This is a genomic window from Pseudonocardia sediminis, from assembly GCF_004217185.1.
Taxonomy (GTDB): Bacteria; Actinomycetota; Actinomycetes; order Mycobacteriales; family Pseudonocardiaceae; genus Pseudonocardia; species Pseudonocardia sediminis.
Genome location: NZ_SHKL01000001.1, coordinates 5,845,482 through 5,864,494, shown reverse-complemented (window position 1 = coordinate 5,864,494; position 19,013 = coordinate 5,845,482). Strand labels below are relative to the sequence as shown.

Annotated in this window: 15 protein-coding genes; 10 read left to right on the top strand and 5 right to left on the bottom strand. The window is 72.9% G+C overall.

Going from position 1 to position 19,013, the window contains the following annotated elements; translation table 11 throughout:
- Window positions 1-130 precede the first annotated feature (130 nt).
- The 4 genes from madC to EV383_RS31475 form a co-directional block, all read right to left on the bottom strand.
- Window positions 131-1,663 (bottom strand): MadC family VWA domain-containing protein, encoded by a 1,533-nt coding sequence (gene madC, locus EV383_RS27460; protein WP_130292608.1) that lies wholly within the window; start codon window positions 1,661-1,663, stop codon window positions 131-133.
- Window positions 1,660-2,718 (bottom strand): MadB family AAA-type ATPase, encoded by a 1,059-nt coding sequence (locus EV383_RS27455; RefSeq protein WP_130292607.1) that lies wholly within the window; start codon window positions 2,716-2,718, stop codon window positions 1,660-1,662. Before EV383_RS27455 ends, madC begins: the two co-directional genes overlap by 4 nt.
- A gap of 120 nt (window positions 2,719-2,838) precedes the next feature.
- The gene (mdo, locus tag EV383_RS27450) at window positions 2,839-4,110 is read right to left on the bottom strand and encodes an NDMA-dependent methanol dehydrogenase (RefSeq protein WP_130292606.1); all 1,272 of its coding nucleotides are present in this window, start codon (window positions 4,108-4,110) and stop codon (window positions 2,839-2,841) included.
- A 137-nt stretch (window positions 4,111-4,247) separates the two neighbouring features.
- Window positions 4,248-5,372, bottom strand: a complete 1,125-nt coding sequence (locus EV383_RS31475) for a GNAT family N-acetyltransferase (protein ID WP_165438519.1) — start codon at window positions 5,370-5,372, stop codon at window positions 4,248-4,250.
- A gap of 107 nt (window positions 5,373-5,479) precedes the next feature.
- Between EV383_RS31475 and mftA the strand changes: the two genes are divergently transcribed.
- From mftA to mftE, 6 genes are all read left to right on the top strand, one after another.
- Complete coding sequence (gene mftA, locus EV383_RS27440) at window positions 5,480-5,581, top strand: mycofactocin precursor MftA (protein ID WP_130292605.1); 102 nt, start codon at window positions 5,480-5,482, stop codon at window positions 5,579-5,581.
- The gene (mftB, locus tag EV383_RS27435; RefSeq protein ID WP_207223674.1) at window positions 5,571-5,882 is read left to right on the top strand and encodes a mycofactocin biosynthesis chaperone MftB; all 312 of its coding nucleotides are present in this window, start codon (window positions 5,571-5,573) and stop codon (window positions 5,880-5,882) included. The genes mftA and mftB overlap by 11 nt, the downstream gene beginning before the upstream one ends.
- Window positions 5,883-5,944: 62 nt before the next feature.
- On the top strand, window positions 5,945-7,183 hold the full coding sequence (gene mftC / locus EV383_RS27430) for a mycofactocin radical SAM maturase (RefSeq protein WP_130292604.1): 1,239 nt from the start codon (window positions 5,945-5,947) through the stop codon (window positions 7,181-7,183).
- Between the two features lie 83 nt (window positions 7,184-7,266).
- Complete coding sequence (locus EV383_RS27425) at window positions 7,267-9,285, top strand: mycofactocin system FadH/OYE family oxidoreductase 1 (RefSeq protein ID WP_130292603.1); 2,019 nt, start codon at window positions 7,267-7,269, stop codon at window positions 9,283-9,285.
- Window positions 9,282-11,246, top strand: coding sequence for a mycofactocin system FadH/OYE family oxidoreductase 2 (locus tag EV383_RS27420; RefSeq protein ID WP_207223673.1), 1,965 nt, complete (start codon window positions 9,282-9,284; stop codon window positions 11,244-11,246). Before EV383_RS27425 ends, EV383_RS27420 begins: the two co-directional genes overlap by 4 nt.
- Window positions 11,247-11,250: 4 nt before the next feature.
- Window positions 11,251-11,979: a mycofactocin biosynthesis peptidyl-dipeptidase MftE gene (gene mftE, locus EV383_RS27415; protein ID WP_130292602.1), complete on the top strand. Its 729-nt coding sequence runs from the start codon at window positions 11,251-11,253 to the stop codon at window positions 11,977-11,979.
- A gap of 91 nt (window positions 11,980-12,070) precedes the next feature.
- Here mftE and EV383_RS27410 read toward each other — a convergent pair whose 3' ends face one another.
- A complete protein-coding gene (locus EV383_RS27410; RefSeq protein ID WP_130292601.1) occupies window positions 12,071-13,219 on the bottom strand; it encodes an alkaline phosphatase family protein in 1,149 nt (382 codons plus the stop codon).
- A gap of 61 nt (window positions 13,220-13,280) precedes the next feature.
- On the opposite strand from EV383_RS27410, the gene mftF reads away from it, so the two are divergent.
- The 4 genes from mftF (at window position 13,281) to EV383_RS27390 (ending at window position 18,993) form a co-directional block, all read left to right on the top strand.
- The gene (gene mftF, locus EV383_RS27405) at window positions 13,281-14,798 is read left to right on the top strand and encodes a mycofactocin biosynthesis glycosyltransferase MftF (protein ID WP_130292600.1); all 1,518 of its coding nucleotides are present in this window, start codon (window positions 13,281-13,283) and stop codon (window positions 14,796-14,798) included.
- A 355-nt stretch (window positions 14,799-15,153) separates the two neighbouring features.
- The gene (locus tag EV383_RS27400) at window positions 15,154-15,663 is read left to right on the top strand and encodes a (2Fe-2S)-binding protein (protein WP_130292599.1); all 510 of its coding nucleotides are present in this window, start codon (window positions 15,154-15,156) and stop codon (window positions 15,661-15,663) included.
- 1 nt (window position 15,664) lies between these two features.
- Entirely contained in the window at window positions 15,665-18,145 is a 2,481-nt protein-coding gene (locus tag EV383_RS27395) for a xanthine dehydrogenase family protein molybdopterin-binding subunit (RefSeq protein WP_130292598.1), read from the top strand.
- On the top strand, window positions 18,142-18,993 hold the full coding sequence (locus EV383_RS27390; RefSeq protein ID WP_130292597.1) for an FAD binding domain-containing protein: 852 nt from the start codon (window positions 18,142-18,144) through the stop codon (window positions 18,991-18,993). Before EV383_RS27395 ends, EV383_RS27390 begins: the two co-directional genes overlap by 4 nt.
- Window positions 18,994-19,013 lie beyond the last annotated feature (20 nt).

Below are 19,013 nucleotides of genomic sequence, written 5' to 3'. Positions count from 1 at the left end.
CGTCGCGACAGCGGGGCAGGATCCCCCTCCGTACGGAGGGGTTCAGGGTGAGGTTCTCCCTGATCGGGAACTCCCACACTGTTGCAAGAATATGGCAACAAGGTCTGTCACGCAACGGCGCGGCCGGCGGTCAGGACAGGGCGTGTCCCAGCTCGCCGGCCCGGGCCAGCAGCTCCTCGGCGTCGCGGGCGACCACGACCGCGTCGACGATCTCGTCGTACACCGGCATCGCGCAGGAAGCCTGGTCCCAGTAGCGGCGTGGTTCCGGGGTGATCCAGCCGACCCGGTGCGCGCGGCGTCGCAGCCGGCGCAGCTCGTCGTCGCCCGAGGGCAGGCCGTTGCACCGGCCGTCGCCGACGAACAGCACCGCGGTGCGCCGGTCGGTGAGGTCGGCGAACCCGGAGTTGAGCTCGGCCATCACCCGCCCGTAGTCGCTGGTCGCGTCGAGGTCCAGGCCCGGGGCGGCGAGCACCGCGGCGAGCGCCTGTTCACCGGAGGTCCGCAGGAGACGGTCGGTCACGTCCACCGGGATGTCCACATAGGCCAGGACGCGGCAGCGGAACGCCATCCGGTGCAGGGTCTGGGCGAGGCGCAGCACGAACGCCGTCACCGATCGGACCGACAGCGAGACGTCCGCGACGATCAGCAGCCGCACCCGGTCCGGCACCTGCTTGCGGACGAGGAGGTGGAACGGGACGCCGTCGCTGCGCATGCTGCGCCGCACGGTGTGCCGCACGTCGAGCGGCCCGTGCGCGTGCTCGCGGGGGACCCGGCGCGGCGCGCCCCTCATCCGGTGCAGCAGCTCGTGGCAGGCGCGCTGCATGTCCGCGGGGTCGAACCGGGTGCCGTCGGCGGCATCCGGGTCCGGACGGATGCCGGAGACCTCCTCGGCCAGCGCGGAGACGAACGCGGCGATCGCCTCCACCAGGCGTCCGAGCTGGGTCTCCGACAGCGTCTCCAGGTCACCCTCGGGGCCGTCGGCGTAGACCGAGTACGGGTCGTAGGCCGCCAGCCACGCGATGATCGCCTCGGGGTCGTCCCAGTCGATCGAGCCGGACGCCTGTGAGCTGCCCGAGTCGGTCAGCTCCTTCGCGACGGCGGTCCCGGCCCGTTCCAGGTCGACGGTGTAGCTCATCCCGCGACGGCCCTCGTCCTCCTCCGACGACACCTCCAGGTCGGAGTCGGAGCCGCCCATCGCGACGTCGTCGTCGTCGCGGTGTGGGTCGAACCCCCGCTCTCGTTCGTCCGTGTCGAACAGGTCGCCGACGTCGCGGGTGGTCGGGTCGTGGTCGGCGTAGGAGGCCGACCGGTCGTCGTCCCCGGTCAGTCCGAGGTCGGTCGGCAGGCCGCCGTCGGGACCGCGCATCCCCGGGCCCGCGACGCCGCCGGTGCCGGCCGTGGGCGCTGCGATCAGTCCGAAGAAGACGTCGAACGTGCGCTCGAAGCCCGGTCGCTCGTGGTCGTACTTCACGGTGACCGCGCGCAGGGCGGGTCGCAGGACGTCGAGGTCACCGGCCCCGAACAGGGCCAGCACGCGCCGGACCTCGATCACCTCGGCGGGCGACGCGGAGACTCCCTGGCTCCGCAGCACCCGTCCGAACGCGGCGGAGAGCACGGCCAGGACGCGGCCGCCCCCGGCCGCGGGCGACGTACCGGCCGTCACCGCACGCCCCGCCGGTACCGGTCGGCCGCCGCGCGGCCGCCGGTGCTCGCCCCGCCACCGCCGCGTCCGGCGAACGCCGAGCTGGTCGGGCTCTTCCCGCGCGTCGAGCTGTTCACCCAGCCCTCGTCCGTGGCCACGTCCACCTCGGACTCCCCGGCCTCGTCTCCGTCGAGACGCCTGACCGCCATGTCCATGTCGGAGCCGTACTTCAGCAGCGCGGCCAGCAGGAACCTCCGGACCTCGTCCCCGGCGCCCCGGTCCAGCACGGCGGCGGCGCGGGCCGCGTCGATCACCTCGGAGATCGACGGCGACTTGCGCAGCGGCATCTCACGCAGCCTCCGGGCGAGCTCCACGACGCCCTCGACGACGTCGGCCGCCACTTCGGGAGCGCGCCGGGAGACGATCTCGGTCTCGCGCGCGGTGTCCGGGAAGTCCACGTGGTAGTGCAGGCAGCGCCGCTTGAGGGCGGGCGAGAGCTCACGGGTGTCGTTGGAGGTGAGCACGACCCACGGCGTCGACCGCGCGGTGAACGTCCCGATCTCGGGCACGGTGACCTGGCCCTCGGCCAGCACCTCGAGCAGCAGCGCCTCCATCGACTCCTCGGTGCGGTCCACCTCGTCGACCAGCAGCACCACCGGCTCGTCGGAGAGCACCGAGTCCAGCAGCGGGCGGACCGACAGGAAGTCCTCGGTGTAGAGGCCGGTGTCGGTGGCCTGCAACCGGGCCGACGCCTCCGCCATCGACGCGGTGTCCGAGAGCAGCTCGCCGATCCGGTCGCGCAGCATCTGGACGTGCATCAACTGCTTGCCGTAGTCCCACTCGTAGAGCGCGCGGCTGTCGTCGAGACCCTCGTAGCACTGCAGCCGGACCAGACGCCGCCCGCTCGCGGCGGCGAGGGCCTTGGCCAGCTCCGTCTTGCCGACCCCGGCCGGGCCCTCCAGCAGCAGCGGCCGCTCCAGGCGGGTCGCCAGGAACACGACGACCGCGAAGTCGGGGTCGATCACGTAGTTCTCGCCGGACAGGGCCTCGGTCAGCTTCTCGGCGCTCTCGTACACCGTTCTCCTCGGATAGGCGGGACACACGCGACGTCGCCGCGCCCGGACCGGCCGGGCGCGGCGACGTCGTGGTGGCGGCGGCGGATCAGTGCTGCTGCTTCGGCTCTCGGCCGCCGAGCCTCAGTACGCGTCGGCGAACGCGTGCTTGACCAGCGGAACCAGCGAGTCGACCGTGCTCTCGCGGGGGTTTCCCGGGGTGCAGTAGTCGCCCATCATGTGCTCGGCGATGCTCCGGACGGTCTTGTCGTCCGTCGGGATCGCGTCACCGACACCGGCGTACTTCCCGGTGTTCATCCGGTTCTTGTCGTAGCTGTCGGACTTCAGGACCCCGAAGTTGTCCGGGATCCCGACGTCCTTCGACAGGCGGATGGCCTCCTCGACCGCGGCGTCCGCGGCCTGCACGGTGGTCATGTTCGTCGTGTCGACCCCCAGGGCCGTCGCGATGCGGGCGTACTGGGGGTAGCGCGACGGCAGGTTGTACTCCCACACCCGCGGCAGGGCGATCGCGTTGTTCAGCCCGTGGTGGGTGTCGAAGTACGCCGACACCGCGTGCGACGTCGAGTGCACCAGCCCGAGACCGCCGGAGTTGAACGCCTGCGCCGCGATGTACTGCGCGTGCATCATCTTCGAGCGGGCCTGCAGGTTGCGTGGCTCGAACACGGCCTCGCGCAGGTACTGCCCGACCAGCTCGATCGAGAACAGCGCGTTGCCCAGCGACGGCTCGAAGTCCAGGCGCGAGACGTAGGGCTCGGAGCCGTGGGCCAGGACGTCGAACCCGCAGTACGCCGTGAAGTGCTGCGGGCAGCTGTAGTAGAGCAGCGGGTCGTCCAGGGCGAGGGTGGTCACCACGGCGTCGTCGAACCCGACCCACTTCTTCGGGTTGCTCATGTCGCTGGTGTTGGTGATGACGTAGGCCCAGGAGGTCTCCGAGCCGGTGCCGGCCGTGGTGGAGACCGCGATGTGCGGCGGGTTCTGCATGTTCGTGGACTTGGAGAAGCCCTCGAACTCGTTGATGTTGCGGCCGTCGTGGGCGATGACGACGCGGGCGCCCTTGGCGGCGTCGTGCGAGGAGCCGCCACCGATCGAGATGATGCCGTCGCACTTCTCGCTGTTGTAGAGCGCGGCGGCGTCCATGCAGTTGTAGTCCTTGGGGTTGGACTCCACCTGGTCGTAGACGACGACGTCGACACCCTGGTACTCGACCTTGCCCTTGAGCTCGTCGACGATGCCCGAGCCGCGCAGACCGGACGTGACGAACAGGACGCGCGTCATGCCGAGGTTCTTCGCCTCGACCCCCAGGATGTCGTGGGCCCCGACCCCGAGCAGGGCGCGCGGGAACGGGTGGAACTCCTTGATCGGGAAGTCCCAGATCTGGTTGAGCTCGATGGCCATGGGCTCTCCTCGGTGAGGGCTGTCTCGCGTACAGACCTCACCTTGGCTACTGCAACTTATTCGCAACAGCTACCAATGGGTGTCACCGTGCCCGGCCGGTCGGACCGGACCGCTCCTGCCCTGTCGGAGGGGAGCGCTCAGACCTTGGCGGCCACCCAGGAGCGTCCGGCGTCGGTGAACCCGTGCCGGGCATACCAGTCCTGCGGCCAGTCCCGGGCCAGGGTGCTCAGGGCGACGAGGTCGCAGCCGGCCGCGGCGGCGCGGTCGCGGGCGGCCTCGAGCAGGGCCCGCCCGTGCCCGCGGCCACGGTGCTCCGGCTCGGTCTCCAGCGAGTCCAGCCAGGCCGTCGCGCCGTCGATCTTGAGCAGGCAGGACGCGATCACCGTCACGCCGTCGAGCACCGCCAGCGGGACGACCCGGGTCGCGGTGTCCTCGACGCGGTAGCGGTCGGTGAGCTGGGCGATCTCGTCGTCGGAGATCTCCGGGAGGGTGCGGCGCCAGACCGCGTCCCACTGCGGGCGGAGTGTCTCGAGGTCGACGTCGACGACCCCGTCGGTGCCGCCCGCGCCCTCCCGTGCGGCGGGCGCGGTCATCAGGCGCAGCTCGTCGACCGCCCAGCCGTGGCCGTAGAGGTCCCCGGCCGCGCCGGCGAGCGTCTCGCCGTAGAGGGTGGCAGCCCGGTGCGGCAGCCCGTCGAGGGCCCGGTCCGCCTCGGCGACGACGGCGGCGGCATCGGCCGTCCCTTCCACGAGCAGCTGGTTGTGCATCCGCGAGGCCGGCACGGCGTCGGTGCGCACGGCGACGCCGCCGGTCACCGCGATCTCGGCGGTCGCGGCCCGGCGCAGCAACGAGGGCTCCAGGAGCGCGGCCCGGTTCGCGGCGTCCGGTACCGGCACCGACGGCGCACTGAACCGGCCCTCACCGTCCGGTCGGTAGGGCAGCACGGTCAGCACCGCCGACGCCGGCAGCGCTCCGTAGGCGTGCGGGAACCGCATCGACTCCGGGTCCCCGGGCACGCCCGGTTTCCAGCGGACCTCGATCCCGGCGCGGTCGATCGCGGCCCGGTCGAGCACGAGCAGGACCATGTCGCGCCGGCCGGCGAACAGCCGCTGGGCCGGCAGGGCGACCTGCTCGGCCGTCGAGAGGTGCACGAATCCCACCTCCTGAAGGGACGGCGGCGCGACCGAGCCCGAGGTCAGGGCGGCGCGCCAGTCGGCGGGGGTGCACAGGTGCAGCAGGGGGTCCTCCACGGGTGACAGCATGCCGCCCCCTCCGTTCGGACGGGCGGTGCAGGCGATCCTTGCTTTCGGCACCGGGTGCCAATAACGTCCGAAACCGTTGCCCGTCCCGTCACGCAGGAGGTACGCCGATGGCCCCGATCGAGCAGAACGAGTCCGCGTCCCAGGAGCCGCTCGTCGAGGAGACCCTCGTCGAGGAGGTCTCCATCGACGGCATGTGCGGTGTCTACTAAGCCGCTCGCCACCGAGACGGTGACCGGTCCGGGGTCGGGTTTCGACCCCGGATCGGCCTACCGGTGCAGCCCGAACGTGGCGCTGCGCCCGGAGCCGTTCGGTGCGCTCGTGTACGACTTCGTGACCCGCAAGCTGTCGTTCCTCAAGACCCCGGAACTGGTCGAGGTCGTCAAGGGCCTCGAGCACCACCCCGACGTGCACGCCGCGATCTCCGCGGCCGGCGTCGCGGAGGCTCAGCGGCCCGCCTACGTCAAGGCTCTCGCCGGTCTCGCCGAGTCCGGCACCATCGAAGCCCGCTGAGCGCCCTCGCCCCGTCCCGCCCGACGCGCCCCGATGCTTGAACACCACAGTGGAGTGTGCCCGTGAAGCTCGTCGATCACTTCCAGTACGGCTTGAACTCGCCCATCTGTCTGACGTGGGAGCTCACCTACGCCTGCAACCTGGCGTGCGTGCACTGCCTGTCCTCCTCCGGTCGCCGCGACCCGCGTGAGCTCGACACCGCCGAGGCCAAGCACGTCATCGACGAGCTGCAGCGGATGCAGGTCTTCTACATCAACATCGGCGGCGGCGAGCCGACCGTGCGCCCGGACTTCTGGGAGCTCCTCGACTACTCGATCGACCACAACGTCGGGGTCAAGTTCTCCACCAACGGCATCAAGCTCGACAAGAAGCGGGCCAAGCAGCTCGCCGCGACCGACTACGTCGACATCCAGATCTCGATGGACGGCGCGACCGCCGCGGTCAACGACCACGTGCGCGGCCCCGGCTCGTTCGACACCTCGATCCGCGCGCTGGAGAACCTGGCCGAGGCCGGGTTCGGGCAGCCGAAGATCTCGGTCGTGATGACCCGGGAGAACGTCGACCAGCTCGACGACTTCAAGGCCATCGCCGACAAGTACAACGCGCAGCTGCGGATCACCCGGCTGCGCCCGTCCGGCCGCGGCGCGGACGTCTGGGACGAGCTGCACCCGACCGCCGGCCAGCAGAAGCAGCTCTACGACTGGCTGGTCGCGAACGGGGACAACATCCTCACCGGCGACTCCTTCTTCCACCTCTCCGCGTTCGGTGAGGCCCTCCCCGGGCTGAACCTGTGCGGCGCGGGTCGCGTGGTCTGCCTGATCGACCCGGTCGGCGACGTCTACGCCTGCCCGTTCGCGATCCACGAGAACTTCCTGGCCGGCAACGTCCGCTCGCCCGGCGGGTTCCAGGAGGTCTGGCAGAACTCGGAGCTGTTCACCGAGCTCCGCCAGCCGCAGACCGGTGGCGCCTGCGCGTCCTGCAACCACTACGACTCCTGCCAGGGCGGGTGCATGGCGGCGAAGTTCTTCACCGGCCTGCCCCTCGACGGCCCGGACCCGGAGTGCGTGCGCGGCTTCGGCGAGCAGATGCTGGCCGACCGGGACGCCGGGACCGTGATCCCGAAGTCGGACGTGAACCACTCGCGCTCGGAGCCGCGCAACTCCCGCACGCCGAAGGCGCCGACGATGCTGAGCCTGGCCCCGCCGCCGCGGCGCCCGGACCGCGCCTGCGACGAGAGCCCGCTGGCCGGCATGCCCGTCCCGGACGCCGCACCCGTCGCGGTGCCGGTCGCCGGGAGCTGACCGACGCGCGAGTGATCGATTCTTGTGGGCGGATCGGTGCCATCCATGGCACTGATCCGCCCACACTCGTCGATCATGACGTCGTGGCCGATGGGCTGACCGCACCGGTGCAGATCCGGGGGCGGTGGGCTCCGTCGCGGGTGCTGTTCGGCCCGCACGAGACGAACCTGGGGTACCGGCGGGAGATCTCGGACGCCCACGTCGCCTACTACGCCCGGCGGGCCGAGGGTGGCGCGGGCCTGATCGTCACCGAGGTCGCGTCGGTGCACCCCTCCGACCATCCCTACGAACGCGCGCCGCTGGCCGCCCACTCAGGTCCGGGCTGGTCCGCGGTCGCCGGGGCCTGCCGTCCGCACGGTGCCCTGGTACTGGCCGGGCTCGGACACGCCGGTTCCCAGGGCTCCACCGCGTACTCGCAGCGTCCGCTGTGGGGACCGTCGCGGGTACCCGACGTCGTCACCCGCGAGGTGCCGATGGTGATGGAACGGCCCGAGATCGACGCGCTCCTCGACGGGTTCGGCGACGCCGTGCGGGGTGCCGTCGCGGCCGGTCTGGACGGGGTGGAGATCAACGCGGGGCAGCACTCCCTGCTGCGCCAGTTCTGCTCCGGGCTGACCAACCACCGGACGGACGACCACCGGGACCGCGGGCTGCTCCTACGGGAGGTCGTGGACGTGGTGCGGGCCGCGCTCGGGCCGGACCGGATCCTGGGCCTGCGTCTCTGCGCCGACGAGCTCGCGCCCTGGGCGGGGATCACGCCGCCCGACGGCGCCGCCCTGGCCGCGTCGGTCGCCGACGCCGTCGACTACCTGGTCCCGGTGCGCGGCAGCGCCCTCTCGGTCTCCTCGACCCGCCCCGACCTGCACACGCCGCCCGGCTTCAACCGGGAGCTGTGCGCCGCGGTCCGGGGCACCGGGTCACTGACCGTCCTGCAGGGCAGCGTCGTCGACCCGTCGATGGCGGAGGCCGCGCTCGCCGACGGCACCGCGGACCTCGTCGAGATGACCCGCGCCCAGATCGCCGACCCCGACCTCGTCGCGCTGGTCCGTGCCGGCACCCCGGAGCGGATCCGGCCCTGCACGCTGTCCAACCAGCTCTCCCTCGCGCGCGACCCGCGCAACCCGATCGTCGGCGACGAGGCCGAGCCGAGGTCCGGGCGCGAGACCACCGACCCGCCGGTCGACGGGCGCGATCCGGTGCCGCGGGACGTCGTGGTCGTCGGGGGCGGGCCGGCCGGTCTGGAGGCCGCCCGGACGCTGGCTCTGCGCGGGCACCGGGTCGCGCTGCACGAGCGCGACCGCGTCCTCGGCGGGTCGCTGCGTCTCGCCGCCGCGGTGCACGGGCGGGCGCGGATCGGGGTGCTCCTGCCCTGGTGGGAACGTGAGCTCCAGCGCCTCGGGGTGGAGGTGCGCACCGGCGTCGCGGTGACGGCGGAGGATCTCGACGAGGCCGAGCGGGCCGGCGCGGCGGTCCTGTTGACCACCGGGTCCCGCCCCGCGCCGGCGGCCTTCCCCTCGGACGTCCCGGTCGTCCCGGCGGCCGAGTTCGAACGCACGGTGCTCACCTCCGGGTCGACGTCGGCCGCGGTGACGACGGCGCTCGCCTCCGCAGGCGGTGCGCCGCGCGGGATCCGGGGTGTTCCGCCCGCCGTCGTCGTGTTCGACCCGGTCGGCGACTGGACCGGGGCCGGGGTCGCCGAGCAGCTCGCCGCGGCGGGCGTCGCGTGCACGCTCGTCACCCCGGACGCGGTGGCCGGCGACCAGCTCGGACGCACCGGTGACCTCGCCGACGCCAACGCCCGGCTGGAACGCGCCGGCGTCACCCGCGTCCTGTTCTCCACCCTGCGCTCGGTGACCGGTGGGACCGCCCGGATCGAGGACGTCCACACCGGAGCGGCACGCGATATCCCCTGCGACCTGGTGGTCGACTGCTCGGCGCGCCTGCCCGAGGACACGCTGTGGACGGCGGCACCGCACCGGCTCCGGGCCGGTGACGCCGTCGCCCCGCGCACGATCGCCGAGGCCGTCGGGGAGGGACGCCGTGCGGCCCTGGAGATCGGTGCCGGGCGTTCCGCGACCGTCCTGTCCGGGTCGTCGTCGTGACCGGCCTGCTGCACACCCCGCTGCGTCTGGGCCCGCTGACGTTGCGCAACCGGGTCGTGTTCACCGCGCACCTCACCGGCTACGCCACCGACGGCCTGCCCACCGCGCAGCACGCGGCCTACTACGCCGCCCGCGCGGCCGGCGGCGCCGGGCTGGTGATCACCGAGGAGCACTCGGTGCACCCGCACGACCGTCCCTACGAGAAGGTCGTGCGCGGTCACGACCCGGCCGTCCTGCCCGGCTACCGGGCGATCACCGAGGCGGTGCACGCCCACGGCGTCCCGGTGCTCGCCCAGCTCAACCACAACGGCGGCCAGGCGTCGGGGATGTACTCGCGCGAACCGGTGCCCGCCCCCTCGGCGCTGCCCGACCCGATGTTCCGCGAGGTCGCCCGCGCCATGACCACCGACGACGTCGACGAGGTCGTGGCGGCCTACGCGCGCACCGCCGCGCACTGCGTCGAGGGCGGGTTCGACGGCGTCGAGCTGCAGTGCTCGCACGCGTCGTTGCTGCGGATGTTCCTGTCCCCGGCCACGAACCGGCGCACCGACGCCTACGGCGGCCCCCTGGCGAACCGGGCACGGATCGTGCTCGACGTCGTCGCGGCCGTCCGGGCGGTGCTCGGGCCGGAGCGGGTGCTCGGCGTCCGGATCGGCGCCCACGAGGGGATCGACGGCGGCATCGGGCTCGACGACGGCGTCGCGCTGGCCCGGCTGCTCGAGGCCACCGGTCGGGTCGACCACGTCAACACCTCGATCGGCGTCGCGACCGCGTCGCTGCACCTGATCGAGGCGTCGATGCACACGCCGTCGGGCTACGCGGCGTTCATCCCGTCCGCGATCCGGGCCGCGGTGTCGCTGCCGGTGATCGGCGTCGGGCGGTTCACCGAGCCCGCGCAGGCCGAGGCGGCGCTGGCCGCGGGGGAGTGCGACCTGGTCGGGGTGGCCCGCGGGCAGATCGCCGACCCGGAGTTCGCCGCCAAGGGCGCCGACGGGCGCCCGGTGCGGACGTGCGTGGGCTGCAACCAGGAGTGCGTCGGGCGGGTCGGGCTCAACCGGTGGCTGGGCTGCACGGTCAACCCGCGGGCCGGGCACGAGGCCGTCCCGTTGCCGTCGCCGGTGGTGCGGGGCCTGCGGGTGGTGGTCGTGGGCGGCGGGCCGGCCGGGCTGTCCGCCGCGGCGGCCGCGGCCCGTCGCGGGCACCGGGTGACGCTGCTGGAGCGGGACCCCGCGACCGGGGGTCAGGTCGCGCTGGCGGCCACCGCGCCCGGGCGGACCGAGATCGGGCACGTCGTACGCGATCTGCTCGGTGAGTGCGTGGCGTCCGGGGTGGACGTCCGCACGCGTGTCGAGGCGGATGCGGACCTGCTGCGCGGGCTCGGCGCGGACGCGATCGTGCTGGCCACCGGGTCCGCTCCGGTCCCTCCGCCGTGGGCGGTCCCGGGCGTCGTGCCCGTGCACGACGTCCTGTCCGGCGCGGCGGAGGTGTCCGGCCGGGTGCTCGTCGTCGACGAGACGGGCTTCCACCAGGCGACGTCGGTCGCCGAGCTGCTCGCCGCCCGCGGGGCCCTGGTCGAGATCGTGACGCCGGCGATGGTCGTCGGGCAGGACCTCGGCGTCACCCTGGACCGGGAGGGCTTCCGTCGGCGCGCCCACGCCGCCGGGATCGACACGACCACCGACAGGGTGGTGACGGCCGTCGACGGCCGACCTGGGGCTTTGCGGGTGACGCTGCTGCACCACCCGACCGGCCGGACCGAGTTCCGGCAGGTCGACGGGGTGGTCACGGCGTTGTCCACAGCTCCCCGCGATGATCTGTGGACAACCCTGGGGGCGGCCCCGGACGTGGTCCGGATCGGCGACTGCCTGGCCCCGCGCCGGATCGACGCCGCGGTCCGGGAGGGCGAACGCGTCGCCGTCGAGATCGACACGCGCGCGCCGATGACGGAACGGGCAGTCTGACGGCGTGCTCCTCGGCGACCTGACCTGGACCGATCTCGACCCGGCCTCCGGGGCCGCGGCACGCACGCTCGTCGTCCCGGTGGGGTCGGTCGAACAGCACGGCCCGCACCTGCCGCTCGACACCGACGTCCGGATCTCCTCGGCCGTCGCCTCGGGCGTGCACGACCGCGACCCGTCGCTGGTGCTCGCGCCCGCCCTGGCCTACGGCGCCGCGGGGGAGCACGAGGGCTTCCCCGGGACGGTCTCGCTCGGGCACGAGGCCCTGCGCGCGGTGCTCGTCGAGTACGGGCGGTCGGTGTGCCGGTGGGCGTCGCGGCTGGTCCTGCTCAACGGGCACGGCGGCAACGTCACGACGATGGTCGAGGCCGTGACGCTCCTGCGCTACGAGGGCCGCGACGTCGCCTGGACCCCGTGCATTCCACCGCCCGCCGTGACGGCCGGTATCCCGCTCGACGCGCACGCCGGGCGGATCGAGACGTCGCTGATGCTGGCCCTGACCCCGCATCTGGTCCGCCTCGGGGCCGCCGCGCCCGGTGCGACGGGCCGCCTGCGCGACCTGCTGGAACCGATGCGCACCGGCGGCGTGGTCTCGGTCAGCCCCAACGGCGTGCTCGGCGACCCGTCCGGCGCCTCCGCCGACGAGGGACGACGACTCCTCGACGGGACGGTCACGGCCGTCGCCGACGCCGTCCGTCGCTGGGAGCCGGACGCGTCGACCGGCAGGCTGGCCTGAGAGTCCCTGCCACCGGCCGGCGCCGAGATGTACGAGAGCCCCGTTCGTACCGGATGGCTGGACGAACGGGGCTCTCGTACGGGTGGGCGGATCAGGGCGACGACGCCACCAGGAGAGGCACCAGCTGCTCGGCGGTGCTGAACGATCCGTGCTGGCCGGGCAGGCCCGCCATCATCGGTTCGGCCTCCGACCGCACGACCCCCGCCGTCCCGCGCATCGCCGCGACCACGTCGCCGACCCGGTCCCGCATGCCGGACGTGACGGGGCCGAACCAGTTCCGGTCGACCGCCTCCTGCCCGGGGAGCACCCACGCGTCGTCGCCGAGGGTCTCCCGCCAGGTGGCGAGGACCTCGTCGGCGGCGCCCGGGCTCGTGTAGATCTGCCGGGCCCGGGGGTCCCCGCCGAGGAGCGTGACGCCGTCGCGGAGCACGTCGTCATCGTCGTCGGCGTCGTAGACGCGGGTCAGTCCGACCATCCCGTGGTCGCCGGTGACGGCCAGCAGCGCGCCGGCCGGGAGACCGTCGAGCAGCATCTCCACCAGGTGGTCGAGCAGGCGCAGCTGCCATCGCCATGGAGCCGAGCCCGGGCCGTGCACGTGGCCGAGCAGGTCCAGCTCGGAGTGGTAGCCGTAGGCCAGTCGCGGGCCCGGGCCGGTCAGGCCGTCCAGGAACGCGGTCGCCAGGTCACCGAGCGCGTGCACGCCCCGGTAGGTCCCGCCGCGCAGGCCGGAACGGGTGAGCCCGGACGTCCGGAACTCCCGGCCGGACACGACGGTGACCTCCACCCCGGCGGCCGCGGCGCGCTCGAACAGGGTCGGCTCCGGCTGGACCCGCTCGGGCACCAGGCGCTCGCGCAGGTCGGTCCCGCCGTCCCTCCAGCTCAGCGCGTCGAGCAGGGTGTCCTCGACCCGGAACCGCACGCCCAGCGTCCCGTGCGCCCCCGGCGGCAGCCCGGTGCCGAGCGAGGTCAGGCTGATCGGCGTGCTGGACGGGAACCCCACCGTCAACGGCCCGGCGTCGGCCATCGCGGCCAGCACCGGCGCGTCCGCGGCGTGCGCGGCGAGCAGCTCGTGGCCGAGGCCGTCGATCAGCAGGAGCCCCGCCGCCCGCGACGGCGGGAGGCCGAACGCGCCGACGTCGGTACCGATACCGGTACCCAGCGAGGTGAGCAGGGCCGGGAGCACGTCGGACAGCGTCCCCGCGCCGTAACGGGGCAGGAGGGACTCCGGGGTCTCGGTCACGAGGGTGAGTGTGACGAGTCCGGCCCCCGCCGGGGCAACCGGGAATGCGACGCTGAAGGGGATGGCTCCCCCCGCCGCGGCCGACGGACCGCACGACCTCCGCCTGCCCGACGGGTTCCGGGTCGTCCTGGACCGCCGCGCCCGCCGGATCGACGGCGGCGAGGCGCTGCTCGGGGGCGCCCCGCCGCGGCTGGTGCACCTGAGCCCCACCGCTCGCGACCTGCTCCCGGCCGGGCCGCGCACCGCCCTGACCGTCACCGACCCGACGACGCGTGCGCTCGCCCGCCGCCTGCTCGACTCCGGCCTGGCGCACCCCGTGTTCCCCGACGCCGGGAAAGAGGGGGAGGAGGTCCCGGGCGCCGAGGACGTCACCGTCGTCGTGCCGGTCAAGGACCGGTCGTTGCTCCGTCTGCTGGCGACGCTGCCGGCGAACGTGGGCGGTCTCGTCGTCGTCGACGACGGGTCGGACGACCCGGGCACCGTCGCCGCGGGTGTGGTGGCCGCCGGCGGGACGGTCGTACGCCACGAGCGCCCGCGCGGCCCGGCCGCGGCCCGCAACGCCGGGGTGGCGGCGGCGCGGACACCGTTCGTCGTGTTCCTCGACTCCGACGTCGTGCCCGAGCCGGGCTGGCTCGCGCCCCTGCTCGCGCACGCGGCCGACCCGGCGGTGGCGATGGTGGCCCCGCGGATCGTCGCGCTCGGACCGGTCTCCGACGGGGGCGGGGCGCGCGGCGCGATCGCGCGCTACGAGGCCGTCCGGTCCTCGTTGGACCTCGGCCCGGACCCGGCGCTGATCGTCCCGCGCTCGCGGGTCGCCTATGTCCCGAGCGCGGCGATGCTGGTGCGCGTCGACGCCGTCAGCGGGAGTGGTGCCGACGGACGGGAGCGCATCGCGTTCGACGAAGGGATGCACGTCGCCGAGGACGTCGACCTGGTGCTGCGGCTGCACGCCGCGGGCTGGCGGATGCGCTACGAACCCACCGCCCGGGTCGCCCACGACCATCGCACCGACCCGTCGGAGTGGCTGGCGCGCAAGGCCTTCTACGGCACCGGCGCCGCCCCGCTCGCACAGCGCCACCCCGGGGCCGTCCCGCCGGTCGTGCTCTCGCCGTGGTCGGCGGCGGTGTGCGTGCTGCTCCTGCTGCAGCGTCGCTGGTCGGTGGCCGGCGCCGCCGTCGTCACGGCGGTGGCGACCGAGCGGCTCTCCCGCAAGCTCACCCGGCTGGACCGTCCGCGGCTCTCGGCGGCGCGGCTGACCGCGCTCGGCCTGTCGGGCGCGGTGTGGCAGGTGGGATCGGCGCTGACCCGGCACTTCTGGCCGGTCGTCGCGCTCGCGCTGCCCTTCTCCTCGCGGGCCCGTCGCGCCGTGGCCGCCGCCGCGCTGGCCGAGGGGATCGCCGACTGGTGGGTCCACCGCGACCGCGACCCGGCCGCGCGCCCCGGGCCGGTCGGGTTCCTCGTCGCCCACCGTCTGGACGACCTGGCCTACGGCGCAGGGCTGTGGTGGGGGGCGCTGCGGCGCCGGACGACCGCACCGCTGCGTCCCACCGGACCCGGAACCGCGCCGAAGCAGAAGTAAGCCTCACCTATGTTGTCAAGACCTGACCACTCCGTGTGGGCTGGTCCGAACGGGTGGTCTCTGTTGTGTCTCCGTTCCGCGTGTGCGGCATGCGGGGGGATCGGTTGCCCGCGCCTGCGGAAGGTGATCGGAAGCGGCCTCGTGGTTTGCGCGGGACAACGCGGCTCATGCCGCGGACCTGCGGATACGCGACCTTGCAACGCAGGATGATCGGGAGTGTGATGTGGGCGCCGCCACCCCGGACGTGTGCGGCGCCGAGGCGCGCCACCGCCTCCCGCGGCGGCGCAGCCTCGGTGGTCCCCGGTAGATCCCGCGCGGCCACCAGCGCGTGGTCGCGGACGAGGAGTGAGATTTCATGACACAGGTCAGGGTCACCGTCGACGGCGTGAACTACGCCGACGAGGTCGAGCCCCGGTTGTTGCTCGCGCAGTACCTCAGGGAGACCCTGGGCAAGACGGGGACACTGATCGGCTGCGACACCAGCAACTGCGGAGCATGCACCGTCCACCTGAACGGACGCAGCGTGAAGTCCTGCTCCGTCCTGGCCGTCCAGGCCGACGGGGGAGAGGTCACCACGATCGAGGGGCTGGCCCGCGACGGGCAGCTGCACCCGGTCCAGGAGGCCTTCCGCGAGTGCCACGGTCTGCAGTGCGGCTACTGCACGCCCGGAATGATCATGGCTGCGGTCGACCTGCTCGGGGACAACCCCGACCCGACCGAGCACGAGGTCCGCGAGGGCATCGAGGGCAACCTCTGCCGTTGCACCGGTTACCAGAACATCGTGCGGTCGGTCCAGAGCGCGGCGAAGAACATGAAGCCCGGTGCCGTGGCGCAGAGCGCCCCGGTCGCCGGTGGAGGTAACTGAGTTGACGACGACCGCCGAACCCACCACCACCGAGATCGGCAAGGCCCGCGTCCGCAAGGAGGACGCGCGGCTGATCGCCGGTCGCTCCCGCTACACCGACTCGATCACCCCGCCCGGCACGCTGCACATCGCGGTCGTGCGCTCCACGCTGGCCCGCGCCACGATCACCTCGATCGACAAGTCCGAGGCAGAGAAGGCCCCGGGCGTGTACGGCGTCTACACCGCCGCCGACCTGGGCGCCGAGGCCGTCGGCATGCCCTGCGCGTGGCCGATCACCCCGGACCAGAAGGCCCCGCAGCGCCCAGTGCTCGGCATCGGCCGGGTCAGCTTCTCCGGTGAGGGCGTCGCCGTCGTCGTCGCCCGGTCCCTGGCCGAGGCCAAGGACGCCGCCGAGCTCGTCGAGGTCGACTACGACCCGCAGGACGCGATCCTGGACATGGAGGCGGCGTCGAAGGACGGCGCCGACCTGGTGCACCCCGACCTGGGCACCAACGTCTCCGCGACCTGGGTCTTCGACTCCGGCGAGGCCGGCACCGGCGCGAGCGTCGACGAGGCCATCAAGACCGCCGAGGCGGACCCGGACTCGATCGTCGTCAAGCGCCGCTTCCGCCAGCAGCGCCTGATCCCCGCGTTCATGGAGCCCCGCTCCTGCGTGGTGGACCCGACCGGTGAGCAGATCACCATCTGGTCGGCCACCCAGGTGCCGCACATCCTGCGCACGATGACCACCGTGACGCTCGGCATCCCGGAGTCCAAGCTCCGCGTGATCGCCCCCGACGTCGGCGGCGGTTTCGGCGGCAAGATCGGCGTCCTGCCCGAGGAGATGCTCTGCGTGCTCATCGCGCAGAAGCTGGGCAAGCCGGTCAAGTGGACCGAGACGCGCTCGGAGTCGATGCTCACCGCGCACCACAGCCGGGACCAGATCCAGGACCTGACGATCACCGCCAAGAAGGACGGCACGATCACCGGCCTGGACGTGCACCTGTTCGCGGACATGGGCTCCTACCTGGGCCTCGTCGGCCCCGGTGTCCCGATCCTCGGCGCGTTCATGTTCAACGCGATCTACAAGATCCCGGCGCTGAAGTTCACGTGCTCCAACGTCTTCACGAACAAGGTGCTGACCGACGCCTACCGCGGCGCCGGACGCCCGGAGGCCACCTTCGGCATCGAGCGGATGATGGACGAGCTCGCGGTCGAGCTCGGCCGGGACCCGATGGAGCTGCGCGAGCAGAACTGGATCACCCACGAGGAGTTCCCGTTCACCACCGTCGTGGGCCTGACCTACGACACCGGCAACTACGAGCAGGCCACCGCCCGTGCGATGGAGCTGTTCGACTACGCCGGCCTGCGTCGTGAGCAGGAGGAGCGCAAGCGCAACAACGACCCGGTCCAGCTGGGCATCGGCATCTCGACGTTCACCGAGATGTGCGGCCTGGCCCCGTCCCGCGTCCTGGGCTCGCTGTCCTACGGCGCCGGCGGCTGGGAGGCCGCCAGCATCCGGATGCTGGCGACCGGCAAGGTCGAGGTCATCACCGGTGCGTCCGCGCACGGGCAGGGCCACGAGACCGCGTTCTCGCAGATCGTCGCCGACCAGCTCGGCGTGCCGTTCGAGGACGTCGAGATCCTGCACGGCGACACCCAGGTCTCGCCGAAGGGCCTCGACACCTACGGCTCCCGGTCCCTGGTCGTCGGCGGCATCGCGATCGTCAACGCCGCGGAGAAGGTCGTCGCCAAGGCCAAGAAGATCGCCGCGCACCTGCTCGAGGCGTCCGAGGACGACCTGGAGTTCGCCAACGGCACCTTCACGGTCAAGGGCACCGACAAGGGCAAGGCCATCCAGGAGATCGCGTTCGCCGCGTTCATGGCGCACGACTACCCGGAGGACATGGAGCCCTCGCTGGACTCCGACGCCGTGTTCGACCCGGAGAACTTCTCCTACCCGCACGGCACGCACCTCGCCGCGATGGAGGTCGACACCGACACCGGTCGCGTGAAGCTGCGCAACTACGTCTGCGTCGACGACATCGGCAACGTGATCAACCCGTTGATCGTCGAGGGCCAGGTGCACGGCGGTCTCGCCCAGGGCATCGCGCAGGCCCTGTTCGAGGAGGCGAACTACGACGACCAGGGCACCCTGGTCAACGCCACGTTCGTCGACTACACGATCCCGGCGGCGTCGGACCTCCCGAGCTTCACCACGGAGACCGTGTCCACCGCGGCGACGTCGAACAAGCTCGGTGTGAAGGGTGTCGGCGAGGCCGGCACGATCGCCTCCACCCCGGCGATCGTCAACGGCGTGCTCGACGCGATCCGTCACCTCGGTGTCAAGGAGATCGAGATGCCGACGACGTCGCAGCGCGTGTGGCGCGCTCTGCAGGTCGCCAAGGGCGGCAACCCGATGGAGACCCCGAGCGACACCCACTCGCCGGGTGCCGGCCTCGGTTCGATCGACCCGAACAACCCCAAGGGAGAGGTCCAGTGATCCCGGCCAAGTTCGACTACGTCCGGCCGACGTCGGTCGAGGAAGCCGTCACCGCACTGCGTGACGGGGGCGAGGACGCCAAGATCCTCGCCGGTGGACAGAGCCTGCTCCCGGTACTGCGGCTGCGGATGGCCGCACCGAGCGTCGTCATCGACCTCGGCGGCATCCCGGAGCTGCGCCGGATCTCCGAGGACGGGGACCGGATCGCGATCGGCGCGATGGCCGCGCACCACGACGTGATGCGCGACGACCTGGTCCGCACGCACGTCTCGCTCCTGGGCCAGGCCACCGAGACGGTGGCCGACCCTCAGGTGCGTCACCGCGGCACCCTGGGCGGCGCGCTCGCGCACGCCGACCCGGCCGGTGACCTCGGGGCGGCCGCCCTGGCGCTGGACGCCGAGTTCGTCATCCTGGGCGCCGAGGGCACCCGGCTGGTGCCGGCCTCGGAGTTCTTCACCGACTACTTCACCACCGCGATCGGCGAGGGCGAGATCCTCACCCAGGTCCGGTTCCCGAAGTACACCGGCTGGAAGACGCACTACGAGAAGTTCAACCGCACCGCCCAGGCGTGGTCGATGGTCGCCATCGCCGTCGCGCTGAAGGTGGACGGCGGCACGATCTCGGAGGCGCGGGTCGGGCTCACCAACATGGGCGCCACCCCGATCCGGGCGACCGGTGTCGAGCAGGCGCTCGTCGGCCAGACCGCGGGCAAGGACGTCGCCAAGGCGGCGGCCGAGCACGTCACCGAGGGCACACACGCACCGAGTGACGCGGATGCCGCAGCCGACTACCGTGAGCACCTGGCGAAGGTGCTCACCGGTCGTGCGGTCCTGACGGCCGTCGGCTGAGAGTTCTCGAGTAGACGGGT

Excerpts from the sequence above, each read along its gene's own strand:
- mdo (WP_130292606.1), bottom strand. The coding sequence starts at position 4,110 with ATGGCCATCGAGCTCAACCAGATCTGGGACTTCCCGATCAAGGAGTTC.
- EV383_RS31475 (WP_165438519.1), bottom strand. The coding sequence starts at position 5,372 with ATGCTGTCACCCGTGGAGGACCCCCTGCTGCACCTGTGCACCCCCGCC.
- mftA (WP_130292605.1), top strand. The coding sequence starts at position 5,480 with ATGGCCCCGATCGAGCAGAACGAGTCCGCGTCCCAGGAGCCGCTCGTC.
- mftF (WP_130292600.1), top strand. The coding sequence starts at position 13,281 with ATGGCTCCCCCCGCCGCGGCCGACGGACCGCACGACCTCCGCCTGCCC.
- EV383_RS27400 (WP_130292599.1), top strand. The coding sequence starts at position 15,154 with ATGACACAGGTCAGGGTCACCGTCGACGGCGTGAACTACGCCGACGAG.